We start from the raw sequence: 15,648 nt of genomic DNA on the forward strand, positions 1-15,648 counted from the left end.
TCAGGTGGCGACGACTCAACAAGTGTTGAGCTATTAGAAAATCCGGACTTTGAACTGGGGGATGTAACCGCTTGGAGCACAAATGATGGAACTTCGAGTATCGTCATATCAAGTGAACAAGCTTATACAGGTACATATAGTGGCAAAATTACAGGTAGAACGGCAAGCTGGAACGCACCAATCCAGAGTTTAGTTGGTAAATTAGACCAAGATAAATCTTATCTAGTTTCTGCTAGGGTTAAACTAGCGAATGCTGATAACGCGCAAGTCAAACTTAGTATTAGAGTCACTTCTGGTAATGACACTCAATATTTAGGTATCGCCAGTGCTGAGGCTAACAGTTCTGATTGGGTTGCGTTATCTGGAAACTATTCAAATAACATAGCAAATCAATCTGATATCGCGATTTATATTGAAGGGCCTGATGCAGGTGTTGACTATTATATCGATGATATCTCAGTTAAATTAGATCCAATTTCAAATTTAACTGATTTTACGCCTGTGACGGCACAAAGTTTAAAATCACTTACAGGTATGAACATAGGTGTTGCTGTACCTGCTGGTAATGCATCGAATAGTATTTTAAGCAGTACGGCGAGACAGACGGCTAGTCAAAATCATTTTAATCAGTTGTCAGCTGAAAACATAATGAAGATGAATGCTATTCAACCTAGCCAAGGTAATTTTACTTTTGCTGATGCAGATGCTTTAGTTAACTATGCAGCAAATAATGGTATGTCAGTACATGGCCATGTGTTGGTTTGGCACAGCCAAGTTCCAAATTGGATGCAGTCATTTAATGGCGATAAATCCCAGTGGATTGCAATGATGGAAGATCATGTATATCAAGTCGCAAGTCACTTTTCAGGTAAGCTCGCGAGTTGGGATGTAGTAAATGAAGCATTTAATGAAGATGGTAGTTATCGCTCTATCGCAGTAGATAATGGTCATGGTGCAGATCAACGCCAAGCGTCAATTTGGCATCAAAATATTGGTGATGAATTTATTGCGCTTGCGTTTAAAAAAGCGCGTGAAGCGGATGCCAATGTTGATTTGTACTACAACGATTACAATATCTCGTGGAATGAAGCTAAATTAGATGCCATTGTTAATATGGCTGCTAATTTTATTGATAACAATGTGCCAATAGACGGCATTGGTTTTCAAATGCACATTAATAGCAATGGCCCAGATAAAGCTCATTTTGCTAAGCAACTTAAAAAAGTGGTTGATTTAGGGTTAAAAGTGAAACTAACTGAGCTTGATATACAGATGAATTCTTCTGGCGATCTTGACACCTTTACGCCATTTGTAGCTGAAAAACAAAAGCAAAGATATTTTGACATTGTCAGTACTTATCTAGCAGTTGTACCTAAAAACCAAAGAGGTGGGATTACGGTTTGGGGCATTGGTGATGCAGATAGTTGGATTCAGGGTTTAACGGGAAATACCGATTGGCCATTATTATTTGATGATAATTTTAATCCCAAACCAGCATTGCAAGGGTTCGCAGACGCGTTAGCTGCGGATCCACGAGCTGATGAGCCTAACCTAGAAGATAATCAAGATAATACAACGACTCCAGCGGCCAATTTAGTGACTAATTCTGATTTTGAATCAGGTAACACTCATAATTGGTTTGGCCATGGCCCGACCTCGGTTGAAATTGAATCTAGTGAAGTTAATGCAGGTCAGTATGCTGCCAAAGCTTCAGCTCGTACTGATAGTTGGAATGGCATCGCCCATAATATTAACTTAACGCCAGGTGAAACTTATCTAGTCACGGCTTGGATAAAACTGGCTAATGCAGCTGCCGACAAAGCCTCATTGAGTATTAAATTAACTGATGATGCTGGCGATCATTACAACTCTGCTGCTTATCAAGTAGAGGTTAGTAATGATAATTGGACTAAACTAACAGGTGAATATACACATACAGTAAGTGGGAATGATTTAGGCACCTATGTTTATATTGAAGGTCCAGCGAGTGGTGTCGATTACTATATAGATAATATCTCAGTCGTCGCTAAGTAAATTTTTAGCTGGGTTAAGACAGATTAGCCCAGCAGTCAATCTTATAGAGAAAAATAATGATGAAGATTTGGAAAACACTTACCTTTTCAAGCATTTTTGCTATTTCGGCCTGTTCATCGACTGCAACTAAACAGGATGATCATAGTATAGGCATGAAAGATGCCTTTAGAGACAGTTTCACCATAGGTGCTGCAATCAATAAAGCACAGATTTATCAGCAAGAAGCCGGTACTACTCAAGTCATACAAAAGCATTTCAATACACTTACAGCTGAAAATGAAATGAAGTGGGAAGCGATGCAGCCGCGAGAAGGTCAATTCAACTTTGATGTTTCAGATACCTTAGTCGCTTTTAGTGAACAAAACGACATATTTCTCGTGGGTCATACCTTACTTTGGCATCACCAAACGCCAGAATGGGTTTTTCAAGATGACAAGGGCCAACCAGCTAGTCGAGACTTGTTATTATCACGTTTAAAAACTCATATAGATACGGTTGCAGGTCGATATAAAGGGCGAATTCAAGGTTGGGATGTGGTCAATGAAGCCTTAAATGAAGATGGCAGCTGGAGAGAGTCGCCCTGGTATAAAATTTTAGGTGAAGACTATATTCATAAAGCCTTTGAGTTTGCTGCGGCAGCTGCGCCAAATGCTGAGTTATATTACAATGATTACAATTTATTCAAACCTGAAAAGCGTGACGGTGCAGTTAAAATCGTTAAATCTTTACAAGCAAAAGGGTTGAGAATTGACGGAATTGGTATTCAGGGACATTACGGCATAGGTTATCCGGATTTAACTCAGCTTGAAGATTCTATCAAAGCGTTTTCAGCCCTAGATGTTGACGTTATGATTACCGAGTTAGATGTATCCGTGTTACCTTTCCCAGAAGCAGAAAATCAAGGCGCTGATATATCGATTGATTTAGCACTACAAGAAAGGTTGAATCCGTATCCAAATGGTATGGATGCAGAAATCTCTAAGCAATTTTCAGATCATTATCTAGATTTATTTAAGTTGTTTTTAAAATATAAATCTAGCATATCGCGTATCACTTTTTGGGGTGTAAATGATGGCCAAACTTGGCGTAACGACTGGCCAATGAAAGGTAGAACAGATTACCCACTTATGTTTGATAGAAATAACCAAGCTAAGCAAGTTTTATTAGATTTAGTTGAGTATAAAAAAAGCTTAGCGAAATAAAACTGACACTGGATTCGCCGCTCATCACAAGCATTGTTTCGAGCGGCTAACTTTATATAGAAATTTTTCCATATTATGACAAATGTAAAACATTTCACTTTATTCGTGACACTGTTGTTTAGCATAAGCTTTGTGTTGAAAGCGGATGATCAAAAATTATTAGAATCTAGCATTGTTTCTGCTCAAGATGCTGCAGTAAATCAATACGTTGGATCTGTTTTTAATACTTACTTTTTAGGACAAACTAAAACGAGTAAAAATGTGATTACAGGTGTGGCGGTAATAGAGCCAAATCACGAAATACATCCACCTCATCAGCATCAAGAAGAAGAATTTTTAATGATTTTAGCCGGCGAGGGGACTTGGTTATTAAATGGTATTAAATCAAAAGCTCAAATCGGAGATATTTTATATGCTGCACCAGGTGATTTACATGGCATATTCAATACGGGTAAAACGCCACTTAAATTTGTAGTGGTGAAATGGGAGGTTAAATCACAAATGCAATAGCTTGTTTATGCACATGTAGTATCTATATTGTTCTTCCCTAACTAGTTTATGTTTTATACCAATCAACAACTTTCTAGTATCCTAAATAAAATTAGATATTTTACTATCAGCTAAGTGTGGGTAAATTTGTAAACGTCGCTGATTAATTCACAACTGAATATCAATTATGATGAGACCTTATTTTCATTATTCTTATGCTTGCATTGGAACCCGTAATATTTATTTAAAATTGAAATGAACTTATTTTAACTTTTACCGTATATATAGATTGGTTTTCTGAACAAGTTTTCATAGGGGAACAAATTAATGGGGAAACATATTGATAAGGCCGTATCAGTCGTTAACACATCTAAAAAATGGATGTCTTTTATAGTTCTACTCTTGATGACCTTGATTGTTGGTATCGCAATAGTTGAGTTAGGTATTATTCTTTATTTAGATTTATTTGATCCAACTGATGATGTACTTTTTCTTGAGATTGATGAGTTATTTAAAATATTTGGTTTCTTTTTTATTATTCTAATTGGCTTTGAACTTGTTGAAACTGTTGAAATGTATTTCAAAGATAACGTTATACATGCAGAGGTTGTTTTATTAGTTGCAGTTATAGCCGTTGCACGAAAAGTTATTTTACTTGATCTAGAAAAATATGACCCTATCGCAATTATTGGCTTAGGGATAATTATAACCGCACTAGGAGCTTGCTATTGGTTTATTAAACAAAGCTATAGAGTTAAAAAAACTTAGGTGTTCTATAGACTATAGAATTTGTTTGCCTAAATTTAAACTTTGAATCCTTTAGAAAAGGATTATTCATTTGCTTTACAATGTATCAATGAATAACGATAGGTATTTCAATTTACCTATATATGACAACTTTACTAAAAAGCTAATGGATAAATTATGCGTAAGTCAGATAAAAAGTTAGATAATCAACTTAGGTTAGTGCTAACGGATGTTTGTGAAAAAGCATTAAAACAGATTACGGGTTTTCAGTGGCTAACCCACATCGTCAATTATGATCAGTATCCCCAAAGTTTGAAGGTTATTTGTGTATTTGATACTAACCAAAATTTAGATATTTATATTAAATCAAACTTGAATAATAATTTAAACTCACTTATTCAAAATGAATTTAAAAATATGGGTATTAAAATTAAAAATATAAAGCATCATGTTTTTTACGATACAGAAGAGGATTGTGAAAAGCAGCATGATGGTAATTGGGCAAGTCGCTTAGTTAATAACTGAACCTAGCTATGTGATATTTTAATACTCATGCTTTAAGCTGTATTGATATGGGTGTATGTCTAGCAGCCTAAAGAATGAGTCTATTGTACTGTATTAGTGTTATGCAGATTTATTTTTCAAATTTGATAACTTATTTAAATATTCTGGGATTGCGAGCAACGAGAGCTGCATTACTGCTTCGTCAATCTCATTTACTTCAAAGCCTTCACCAATTTTGTTCAATAAAGTGATGCATAAATTACCGCCTAAATGTTCTTTAAATTCGCATAAGGCCGTTTTAATGTTTAACTTTGTTAAGACCGCCGGATTTAACTCAAAGCCTAAATCAATTAACAGCGTTAAAATTTTAATTAAGTCATTTTCGCTAATTAGATTCATTTTATTTGAATAGATACTATCAAGCGCAATACCTATCGCAACAGCTTCTCCATGCCTTAATTCATTATTAGAAAGTTCTTCTAATTTATGTGCAGACCAATGGCCAAAATCTAGCGGTCGTGCAGATCCATATTCAAATGGATCTCCGTTAGTTGCAATATGATTAAGGTGCCATTGAGCCCCTTTAATTATCATTTGTTGCATTGCCTTTTCCTCAAAACCTGCAAGGCGATACCTTTCTTGATAGAGTTGATTAAAGAATAGGGTATCTTTAATTAAGGCAACTTTTATTGCTTCTGAGATACCCGAACGCTTATCCCTTTCTTGCAATGTATTGAGTAAACTAAAATCGTTTACGACTGCGTGAGGTGGTACAAAAGTACCCAAGAAATTTTTGCGACCATTAAAATTCACCGCATTTTTTACTCCAACCCCTGCATCATTTTGACCTAATACAGTTGAAGGCATTCTAATTAAACGTATGCCTCTATGTGCAGTTGCCGCAGCATATCCTATTGCATCGACAACGGCTCCACCTCCAATAACGAGTATGTATGAGTGCCTATCTATCGCATCGGTTTCTACTCTAGAATGGATCCGATTTATAATGCTAGGGTCATTTTTTACAGCTTCACCACCAGGCACAATTTCGGTTTCTAATATATCAAGCTGATGATATTTAAAATAATGAAGGAGTTGTTGATTGAGTTTAGGATTCGTGTCCAAAACAGCAGAATCTATTACAGGCAAGATCTTTGGATTTTCATCAAGGTTATCGATTAAATCAATAATCAGGTTATTCTCTGGTGCAAAACATGATGTAGAGAAATATATAGGGTAATTATATGAAACTTGAAAATTTTGCTTGATGATAGTCGTGTTGTGCATTTTACAGCCTTTAGGTTTTTCTACTACACTCGTTATATATACAATATTTGAATAAAAACCGAGTTATTTTACCTTTCTTTAAAAAAGTAAAATATAATTAATGAGTAAATTACTTAATTGTAACAAGTTTCAAGCTATTAGTTAACTGTGATAAAATTGAAATTGTAAACAATTGAAACTAAATCGATAGTTTTAAATTACTGGTATTGTGAGTATGGGTCAATTAATCAGCACTAATTTTTATAAAAGAACTCTTTGTTTGTTTGTCTTAATTAGCACACCTGTATTTGCTGAATTACCAAACTCAACACTCATCTTTGCTCAAAATAGTTTGGGTGATACATTCGTTTGCGCTCAAAGAGCATTATCAACCGCTTATAAAAAGTTGGGATATGATGTTTATTACCGAACACTACCGAATAAAAGAGCTTTAAAAGAATCAAATTCAGGCCAATCTGATGGGGAACTATTAAGAGTTGCAGGGCTAGAAATAGAATACCCCAATCTGATTCGAGTACCTGTTCCACTGTGCAGTGTCGAGTCTGTTTTAATTGGGAAAAAAACAGTGAAAGCAGATAGGTTTGAAGATTTAAAAAATTATTCTATAGGGATTACTACCGGCTTTATTGATCAAGAAAAGTTGGTTCGAGAGTATAATTTAAAAGCCACTCGAGCATATAAAAATGAAATATTAATAGAATTACTCCTGCATAAGCGTGTTGATCTTATATTTTTAACTACTGACGATGCGCATAAAATTTTAAATAGTCCAGACGGTGACCAGTATAAAATAATAGAAGGCTTAAATAGAGATATTTATCTTTACCACTATTTGCACAAACAACATCAAACTTTAATACCTCTTATTACAGCTCAATTAGAACAAATGACTAAGGACGGAGAAATAATAATGACTCACAGGGTCATGGAGTAGTTTTCCTTAATTAACCATCCGAGCACGCTTGATTCTTTTTAGATAGTCTTCATGATTCAATGTTTCGGAAGCGTTAAACCATAGTGCTTGTTTAGTTTGAATAAAGGATTGTTTAATTAAATTAAAATTTGATCTATCTACTAGAGGATCATAGCTAGTAGGTCTTACCTTCATACCTTCTAGTACAGCATACCAGCTATCTTGAGAAAACAAATCTGATGGATTCTTATATAAACGACCATGCGACTTAAATAGAGCAAGTTTCTCAGATAAGCTATCTGGGATTGATAAATTCTGCCACATCCTCCAAAATTTAGTATCTTTTCGCTGTGTAACACAATAATGCAAAACGATGAAATCTCTGATCGAGTTATACTCGTCGTCTATTAAACGGTTGTACTCTTTTATACTGGGTTCACAAATACTCTTACTTGGTAATACTTGCACGAAATTGAGCATCGCACGCATAATTAAATAAATACTAGTCGACTCTAATGGTTCTAAAAAACCTGTCGAGAGACCAACGGATAAACAGTTCCTGTGCCACATTTTTTTTCTTTTACCAGTAACAAACTTAATCACTTTAGGATCTGTAATAGCTTTAGAGTTAGTACAAGCATGTTTTATTAATGATTCAATGGCTTCTTCGTTATTACAATAGTCACTCGCATATACGTATCCGTTTCCAGTCCGATTTTGTAACGGTATCTGCCATCTCCAACCATGTTCTGCTGCTGTAGATAAAGTGTAGGGCGGGATTATATCTAACTTTTCAGTTTGCATAGCTACAGCAGAATCCACGGGTAAAAAATCTTGCCAACTATCGTATCCCACTCTAAGCGCTTTACCAATCAGTAGAGCTTTTTGTCCTGAACAGTCAATAAAAAAATCAGCATCTAATTGCCTACCTGATTCCAGGTGTAGGGTTTTAATATTGCCTTCAATACTAAGATCTGTTTCAACTAAATGATCAGTAATTATGTTTACATTTTTATTTAAACAATATTTTTGTAAGTATTGAGCAACTTTACTAGCGTCAAAATGAAGCGCATGAGAAGTGCTCGATAAATTGGTGGGATTTTTAGGATCAGGGATGAAAAATTTATTTTGTTTTGATAAAGCGACCGCTGGTGAAAAGTCTGTAAATTCAAAACTAGGATCAATTTTTTGCTGTTTGAGCCAATGCTGATAAAAAGGAATACCATCAATTTGACTGCCTATTTTACCGAAAGGATGCCAATATTCAGTACCTTGTTTTAACCAATCTACAAACCTAATTGCAAGCTTAAAAGTCGCATCAGTTTGGCTAACAAAATCTATTTGAGATATGTTCAAATAATTTAATAAGTCAATTATAGAAGGGATTGTTGCTTCGCCAACACCGACACTAGGTACATGTGGAGATTCAATAACTGTTATTTGAGCATCAGTATGCTCTAGCGCCCTAGCTAAAATTGCTGCAGACATCCAACCGGCAGTACCACCGCCTAGTATTACATAAGAGTTGATATGGTCTGGATTTTCCATGGTTTTCCTAATAAATAATTTTAGTCAAGCTTATGAAATGGTTAATAATAAAAACCTAATTGCTGATTAAAGCAATTAGGTTTTATTCAAGTTATTTAATTAAACTTAACTTAAAATTTGGTCGTAAAGCCAACTTGGAATCGACGACCAGAGTATTGCAATAATGTAACACGTTCACGAATGTCAGCGTACTCCAATATATTCTCGTTGGTTAAATTGATTGCTTCGGCACTAATAGTCATGTTCTCAGATAAGTCATAAGATGCACTAAAATCAAATTGACCGTATGCTTCTACATGCTGTGGCAAGCCATTACTGCCAATAACAGGTCCACTTCTATGTTTTAAATAATCATCTCGCCAGTTGTACGCTAAACGAGCTTGGAAATTATCTTTGTCATAAAAACCGATTAAGTTATAAGCTGTTTTTGAGAAACCTTCTAATCCGCTACCACCACTTTTTACACTGTCTCTTTTAATCTCATCAGACGCAGCTTCATCATCTTTAGTGTCAGTATAAGTAAAGTTAGCTTGTACGCCAAAACCACTTAAAAGACCTGGTAAATAATCAAAATTATGAAGAGCAGCTAATTCGATACCAGTAACAGAGCCACCTGTTCTATTTGTTTGTTCCTGTCTAATTTCGTAAAATGAGCCGTAGTCTGGGTCACTTTGAATGATATAGCCAGTATCTTTGAGAACCGTTTTCTGAGAGATGAAAGTATCAATTGCTTTGTGGAATAATCCAACAGAATAAGAATCACCACCATCACTATAATACTCGAATGATAAATCATATTGTGTCGCTTCATATGGGTCTAAATCTGGATTACCCCCTTTAGTATTGTACTGATTGACACGAATATTAGCAGGATAGGTGCTGTTAACCCCAGTATCTTCAAGAGCAGGGCGTGTGATTACTTTTGCAGCCGCAGTTTTAATAAAGAAACCATTATTAAAGTCTAAGTTCAAGTTAAAGCTAGGGAGTACATGGCTATATTCTTTAACTGCAGTAACTGCTTCTTCAGGTGTATATTCTAGTCCAAGAATAATGCCTTCACCTGTATCTGGAGACTCTGTAATATTATCTTTGTCCAAGAACTTTCTATGGCCTGTAGAGCTCGTTTCAGTTTTTACATAACGTACACCAAAATTACCAGTCCAATTGAAGCTAGAGCTATCTCCCTCTAAATTTAGCTGAGTATATAGCGCGGTTACTTTTTCTGTATTTGCAACTGATGAAGCTGGCTTATGGATTTCTGTTGTCCAGTCATCTTCATCACGAATATCGGCAACGGCTTGTTTATATGCATCAAAATCATTAACTAAAACAAATGTTCTAGGGAAGTTACCAGCTTCATCTTCTAAAAACGCTTCTTTATTGAAACTAAATAAGCTATCTTCAAAATCATGTCTTTGACCACAAGTGTTGTAAGGGAAAATAGTGTTTCTGTTAGTGTAGATTTCTTCGTCAGTGTCGCCTGTTGGAGCGACCCATTTATCTCTATTTAAACAACCGTTGGCTATTTGATATGTGTCTTGAGATTTTTCTCTATCAGTATAAGCTAGGCCCATATCAACAGATCTAAATACGCCTGAATCTAATTCATAGTTCGCATCAAATTTGGCTTCAAAAACTGTATCTTCTAATTCTTTATGTTGAATATCATTCCAATGAGAGCGAATGGCTGCAGGATTTCCAAATTCAATACTTGTATCTAAAGTCATGATATCACCACTATTATCAAAGTTGATATAGTCGTTTTCCGTCACACCTTTGATTTGACCATCAATATAATCAGGATGGTTAATATCTAGAGTATTATCGTAATTAGGGTTAGTTGCATGCGCTACTAAAGTGTTTCCTCTTGGGGTAGATTCTGCTTTAGAGTATGCTACATCGGCTGTTAGCGTTAATTCATTTAAATATAATTTACCATTGTAACCGAAAGCAAAAGTTTCAGAGTCCTGGCCACGTTCTTGTAATAATGTATCAATAGGGCGGCTACGCCTTATACCCGTTAAAACTGTATTATTATCAGTTACAACAAGATCTTCCCAACCAGCACCTTGCATCGGGACTTGAATACCACTACTTCTAGCCTGTCTAGATAACTCAGAGTATAAAAAATCGACTGTATTAACAAAATCTTCAGTCGGAGACCATTGTAGAGTCGTGTTTAAACTCGTACGTTCTCGATCTTCTTGATCTAGCGTATAGGTAGCTCTTCCTGGGTAATAAATGCTACCAGTTGGGACAACTGCACCTGCTGTATTTCTAACATCGCCAATTACACTAGAACCATCAGCGTCGAAAGAAGCCCAATGCGTCGTACCTGCTGCGTCGATTCTATTTGTAGATGTTTGCTTCGAAACTCCAACAACCACACCAAGTGTGCCATCGGCAAATGTATTACTAACGATACCAGATAATTTAGTACCCGTTTCTCCAGCTAAATCATTATATAAAGCATGAATTGAGCCTACAGCGTGAAAACCTGGTTTACTCAAAGGACGAGCCGTATTTACATTAACATAAGCCCCTAAACTACCTTCGGCAATGTTTGCTCTAGAGGCTTTGATTACATCAGCACCAGATATTAACTCTGAAGGAATAGATTGAAAGTCAAACTCACGGCCGCGTTCAGTTGTTGCAACCGTTCTATTATTAACTTTTACCGCATTAAACTTTGGGCCCATACCGCGAACTGATACTTGAGCACCTTCACCGTTAGTTCTAGAAATCATAACACCAGAAATTCGCTGCAATGATTCTGCAACATTCTGGTCTGGAAATTTACCAATATCTTCAGCAACTATACTGTCTTGGATTGAAGGTGCATTTTTTTTCAATTCCATTGAGTGGGCAAGACTACTTCTAATACCGCTAACTTGAATGATCTCCGTCTCTTCTTCATCAGCAGCTATCGATATGCTTGGTATTGTTGTTAGTACACATGAAATAGCGAAACTAACAGGTAGTAATTTAAATTTATTATTATTCATTGTTATTCCTTTGTGCTTATTTGACTAACCTGTACAAACGTAGGATGTTTGTGGTTGGGTGAATGTTATCAACAGAGAGTCGTGGTGTAAACCGATTATTTAATTTTTATTTACATTTAAATAACAGTTGTATGTTTTTTGAGAGTTTTTATCGAGAATTAAAGTTTAGCACTGAAGATGAATTAGGAACTTACAGAATCATATAAAATATGGAAGATATTAACGTTAAGAAATAATTATAGGGGTTTCATTAAAGCATCAATATGCCATCATTTATTTCAACTTGATAGTTATCTTCGGAGTTTGATTTAAGTAATATAGACCAGCGTCGAGATATTTTTTCAACAATTCCATTTAAATAAATGTTGTTTGCAGCGTTTTTCCATTTATTAACAATATCCTTATTTGTCCCATTTTTAGACATCATAATATAGACATCCGATTGGTTTATGTCATAAACCTTTTCAATCTCAAGATGGTTTAGGTTATAAGTTTCCATTAGATAATTTATGCCTTGTTGCTCGTAGACGACAGCTTCAACTCGTTTCTTATATAAAGAGTTTAAGCTTTGAACTGCAGTTGTAAATAAGCTTAAGTTTTCGAAGTCTTGTTTTTTGAGCCAGTTAGTCCTAATGTCACCCCGAACTACAGCAATTGATTTTAGTTGTTTAAGATCATTCAAAGAAGTTATTTTTAACTTATTTTCAGTTAACGAAAATACAGACCAATTTTTAATTTGAACTTTTTGTATCCAATGAAATTTATTTTCTCTTTCTCTAGTTCTAGAAAAACTGTAGATCAATATATTAGGCTCACGCTCTGCAGTAAATAGTGCACGAGCTTCTGGCATAACTTCAATTTTAGTATTGTCACCAATCTCAAGTTGTATCGCTTGAACTATGTCTGTTGCAAATCCATCCACTATACCTTGCTTGTTGATGTAATTTGCAGGAGGTTCATTGACCATAATAATTCTAAGGTCATTAGCATACGAACTGCCAACAAAAAGAAAAGCTATAAAGAATAACTTTAAGCTAACCATAATAAATCCAGAGCATTATTAATCTAATAAAAGTATAGCAATAAAGTTTTTATTTTCTGCTCATCATGAAAAATTTAAACTTAAATCGAGCTAGAAGTTATGTCTAAACAGCAGATTAATATTCACTTTATAAGAATATTATTATTGAGCAAAATTAGCACTCTGAATATGAGACCTATAATATATGTTATGTTAAATAACAATATGAATTTATAAGCCTAGACAAAGCATATAAAGTATTTATGTAAAATTAATTCGCTAACCACTCCGTTATCTGATCTAGTAGAAAATCAGGTGCATCCAGTGCAATGTCATGCCCGGCTGTATCGTTTATGACTAATTTACAAGATAACAACTTAGCCAGCTTTACGCTGGCTTGGTAATCGACTAATTTATCTTTTCTGCATGCAATTATCAAACAGTCGACATTGACTGAGTCAGCTTTGAACCTAGCTGCCGCGTATATTTGTCTAAAAATATTTAAGCGAGAAACCGGTCTTCTATCTTGAATTTTATTCCAACATTCAATTATACAGTCATTATTTTTATATACATTTGAAGTTAGATTTAAAATCGTCTTTTCTCTGCTTTTGTGATCTATAATAATTTTAATTAAATCGGTTATTTTTGCTAAGTTTAACCTTAGATAAAACGGGACTAAATTAGCTGCACTCGTATTCAAAACGCATAATTTAATAATTTTATTAGGTTCATTTTTAGCCCAATCTAACGCAATCATACCCCCCATAGATATTCCGATTAAAATTATTTTTTTACAGTTAGGATATTTTGTATTAAATCTAACTTGTATATCTTGCCGACAAGCAGAAATTGTCGTGAATGAATTCCGCTTACACTCAGTACCATTACCAGCAATATCAATTGCAATTACTGGGTATAGCTTTTGCTGGATCGATAGCTTTTCTATAAATGATTTCCAGTGCGCCTGTTCCCTCATTAAACCTCTAAGCATTAAAATACAGGTATCAGTACTAGTTGTCATACCACTTCCTAGTTGCGCGCTGTGCCATGTTAAGCGTTTTTCCATCTTCTAGCCAGTTTTGATAAGAAGCGGTAGCGGACATTAGAAAATCCATTAAAATCAGATGACTGCGAAGAACTCGTTTAACTCTATGTGGTTTCATAGGGTGGAACAAACCTAAAGATTTTAGTACCTGTAATGGATTTTTCTTAACCCAGCGCCATGAGCCCATTTCTAACGTTAGCGGTAAAAAAGTGCCAGTATGTTCTAGTGATAGGTCATATAGATGGTCCCAAAGATCTCCATGGCAAAGATAGTGTTTGGATTGGGGTTCAAATACATAATTTTGATGTGGATAGGTTTGAAATAATAAGTCTCTTAAATGATATATTTCGCCTATATGTGGTATCGGCTCCAGTTTACTTTTTGCGTATGGAAACCAAAGTCTGTCTCTCAATCCAAAACCAGAATGACAATCGAGTACTAATGAAAATGGTGATTGAAAACAGTTAGTTTTTATAAAATTAACCAATGCCTTAGACTCTGTTTCCATGTCACTGTCTTCAGGGCCTCTGTACCAAGGAATAATAGGAGATATTCTGTGTCCACCAACCAAAAATGCCGTTTTTTCGTGACTCTCTGTTGGTGAATTTCGCATTAGATCAACACTATTAAAGTTTGATCGTTTATGTAGTGCCATACCAACAGGATTTAATAACGGGATAAAATTAACTCGAACTTGGCTTAATAGATGTTTAAGCCCTTTATCCCATTTTATTCGTCCTAACAAAGTTTCAAGAAATGAAATAACAACTTGTGTCCCTATCCTTTCTAACCCATGCACACCACCGACAAATGTAATAACGGGTGCTTCTGAAGATTGATTACCTAAACTGATGGCATAGATGGGTAATTCACTTTGATTAATGTTAACGGTTGCTATTTTCTCTAAATGAATAAACTCCTGATGAGTATCAATAATATATTGAATCTGCTTTAGCTCAGGTAACAAGCCATCAAAGTATCGCATTTAATCTCCTATAATATTAAACCAGACTTTTAAGCTGTATTTACTGAGGTTTGTGAGATGTTTATTCTCGGAAAAATAGCGAATATTCATATAAACAAGTATTTACTACATGTTAATTACAGAAAAATGAAGTTGTATATATAAGAGTTCTTTTGATGTATATGTTTAAAATATACAGTGAGGATTAATAAACTTGCTTAGCAAGCCTATAAAAGATTTACTAGCTTAGTAGAGCTAAACTAAGCAGGGCAAAATCATACTCGAATGATTTTTAACCAAATATAATTTGCTGCCTGACATCGTCAGACCATGCAGCTTGTTTGAGTTTACCCTTTACGCTATCTTTTATGGGGCTTAGACGAGCTAAATTCATGGCAAAACGTCTAAACGTCGCCATATTTTCAGGGGCATCACCGCGACGAATTCTTGATTCGTCTTCTTTGAATGTCATATCTAATACCCAATGCGATGAATTTTCAATTGCCCAGTGGCTTCTTATCGTTTTTGCAATCAGTGGTAAATTAACACCGAGTGAACTGATGTAATATGTCGTCTCTGAGCTGTGCTTGCCGTTTAAATAACGTACTCTTGTAACTTCTATCACTGAGCGTAAATTTGCCCAGCCTTCTCTTTGCTCTATCCATGATGACACAGGTAATTGAACATACGTTCGCTGTTCAATTCGACCATGACCATCGTTTGTTATCGAAAACGAGTGTGACGAAATTAGTTCTTTATTGTCTCTGCGTTCTTTATGAAAGTAAGCTTTAATTTCGTTCGATAATTTACCTTGGTTATTTTTAACCTGTAGCACATAATCACCGCCCTTTTTGTCAATTGCTGTCGCTACTTTTTTAAGGCAATG

The 15,648-nt window shown here is 35.2% G+C and carries 13 protein-coding genes; 6 read left to right on the plus strand and 7 right to left on the minus strand.

The features are described from left to right. From XM47_RS18370 to XM47_RS18390, 5 genes are all read left to right on the plus strand, one after another. Positions 1 to 2,034, plus strand: a 2,034-nt coding sequence (locus tag XM47_RS18370; RefSeq protein WP_048695889.1) for an endo-1,4-beta-xylanase, incomplete at its 5' end; no start/stop codon positions are given. A gap of 56 nt (positions 2,035 to 2,090) precedes the next feature. Beyond that, the gene (locus tag XM47_RS18375; protein ID WP_048695892.1) at positions 2,091 to 3,236 is read left to right on the plus strand and encodes an endo-1,4-beta-xylanase; all 1,146 of its coding nucleotides are present in this window, start codon (positions 2,091 to 2,093) and stop codon (positions 3,234 to 3,236) included. 75 nt (positions 3,237 to 3,311) lie between these two features. Continuing rightward, positions 3,312 to 3,746, plus strand: a complete 435-nt coding sequence (locus XM47_RS18380) for a cupin domain-containing protein (RefSeq protein WP_077066619.1) — start codon at positions 3,312 to 3,314, stop codon at positions 3,744 to 3,746. A gap of 306 nt (positions 3,747 to 4,052) precedes the next feature. Further along, positions 4,053 to 4,493 (plus strand): phosphate-starvation-inducible PsiE family protein, encoded by a 441-nt coding sequence (locus XM47_RS18385; protein ID WP_048695894.1) that lies wholly within the window; start codon positions 4,053 to 4,055, stop codon positions 4,491 to 4,493. A 156-nt stretch (positions 4,494 to 4,649) separates the two neighbouring features. Then, positions 4,650 to 4,997: a hypothetical protein gene (locus tag XM47_RS18390; RefSeq protein WP_048695896.1), complete on the plus strand. Its 348-nt coding sequence runs from the start codon at positions 4,650 to 4,652 to the stop codon at positions 4,995 to 4,997. Between the two features lie 99 nt (positions 4,998 to 5,096). Here XM47_RS18390 and XM47_RS18395 read toward each other — a convergent pair whose 3' ends face one another. Next, positions 5,097 to 6,263, minus strand: coding sequence for a 3-dehydroquinate synthase (locus XM47_RS18395; RefSeq protein ID WP_048695898.1), 1,167 nt, complete (start codon positions 6,261 to 6,263; stop codon positions 5,097 to 5,099). Positions 6,264 to 6,477: 214 nt separating this feature from the next. On the opposite strand from XM47_RS18395, the gene XM47_RS18400 reads away from it, so the two are divergent. After that, entirely contained in the window at positions 6,478 to 7,197 is a 720-nt protein-coding gene (locus tag XM47_RS18400; RefSeq protein ID WP_048695901.1) for a substrate-binding periplasmic protein, read from the plus strand. A gap of 6 nt (positions 7,198 to 7,203) precedes the next feature. Here the strand turns inward: XM47_RS18400 and XM47_RS18405 are convergent, their stop codons facing one another. The 6 genes from XM47_RS18405 to XM47_RS18430 form a co-directional block, all read right to left on the minus strand. Next, complete coding sequence (locus tag XM47_RS18405; RefSeq protein ID WP_048695904.1) at positions 7,204 to 8,724, minus strand: tryptophan halogenase family protein; 1,521 nt, start codon at positions 8,722 to 8,724, stop codon at positions 7,204 to 7,206. Between the two features lie 110 nt (positions 8,725 to 8,834). Continuing rightward, complete coding sequence (locus tag XM47_RS18410; RefSeq protein ID WP_048695906.1) at positions 8,835 to 11,729, minus strand: TonB-dependent receptor; 2,895 nt, start codon at positions 11,727 to 11,729, stop codon at positions 8,835 to 8,837. Positions 11,730 to 11,979: 250 nt separating this feature from the next. Next, a complete protein-coding gene (locus tag XM47_RS18415) occupies positions 11,980 to 12,696 on the minus strand; it encodes a substrate-binding periplasmic protein (protein WP_172656566.1) in 717 nt (238 codons plus the stop codon). A 325-nt stretch (positions 12,697 to 13,021) separates the two neighbouring features. Next, a complete protein-coding gene (locus XM47_RS18420) occupies positions 13,022 to 13,774 on the minus strand; it encodes an alpha/beta hydrolase (protein WP_048695910.1) in 753 nt (250 codons plus the stop codon). After that, a complete protein-coding gene (locus XM47_RS18425) occupies positions 13,764 to 14,783 on the minus strand; it encodes a M14 family zinc carboxypeptidase (RefSeq protein WP_048695911.1) in 1,020 nt (339 codons plus the stop codon). Before XM47_RS18425 ends, XM47_RS18420 begins: the two co-directional genes overlap by 11 nt. Before the next feature lie 271 nt (positions 14,784 to 15,054). Next, positions 15,055 to 15,648: ISAs1 family transposase (locus tag XM47_RS18430; protein ID WP_149865559.1), on the minus strand; the 594-nt coding region annotated here is incomplete at its 5' end.

It is taken from the genome of Catenovulum maritimum, from assembly GCF_001050375.1.
GTDB lineage: Bacteria > Pseudomonadota > Gammaproteobacteria > Enterobacterales > Alteromonadaceae > Catenovulum > Catenovulum maritimum.

Excerpts from the sequence above, each read along its gene's own strand:
- XM47_RS18380 (WP_077066619.1), top strand. The coding sequence starts at position 3,312 with ATGACAAATGTAAAACATTTCACTTTATTCGTGACACTGTTGTTTAGC.
- XM47_RS18425 (WP_048695911.1), bottom strand. The coding sequence starts at position 14,783 with ATGCGATACTTTGATGGCTTGTTACCTGAGCTAAAGCAGATTCAATAT.
- XM47_RS18395 (WP_048695898.1), bottom strand. The coding sequence starts at position 6,263 with ATGCACAACACGACTATCATCAAGCAAAATTTTCAAGTTTCATATAAT.
- XM47_RS18410 (WP_048695906.1), bottom strand. The coding sequence starts at position 11,729 with ATGAATAATAATAAATTTAAATTACTACCTGTTAGTTTCGCTATTTCA.
- XM47_RS18375 (WP_048695892.1), top strand. The coding sequence starts at position 2,091 with ATGATGAAGATTTGGAAAACACTTACCTTTTCAAGCATTTTTGCTATT.
- XM47_RS18415 (WP_172656566.1), bottom strand. The coding sequence starts at position 12,696 with ATGGTCAATGAACCTCCTGCAAATTACATCAACAAGCAAGGTATAGTG.
- XM47_RS18420 (WP_048695910.1), bottom strand. The coding sequence starts at position 13,774 with ATGACAACTAGTACTGATACCTGTATTTTAATGCTTAGAGGTTTAATG.
- XM47_RS18385 (WP_048695894.1), top strand. The coding sequence starts at position 4,053 with ATGGGGAAACATATTGATAAGGCCGTATCAGTCGTTAACACATCTAAA.
- XM47_RS18390 (WP_048695896.1), top strand. The coding sequence starts at position 4,650 with ATGCGTAAGTCAGATAAAAAGTTAGATAATCAACTTAGGTTAGTGCTA.
- XM47_RS18405 (WP_048695904.1), bottom strand. The coding sequence starts at position 8,724 with ATGGAAAATCCAGACCATATCAACTCTTATGTAATACTAGGCGGTGGT.
- XM47_RS18400 (WP_048695901.1), top strand. The coding sequence starts at position 6,478 with ATGGGTCAATTAATCAGCACTAATTTTTATAAAAGAACTCTTTGTTTG.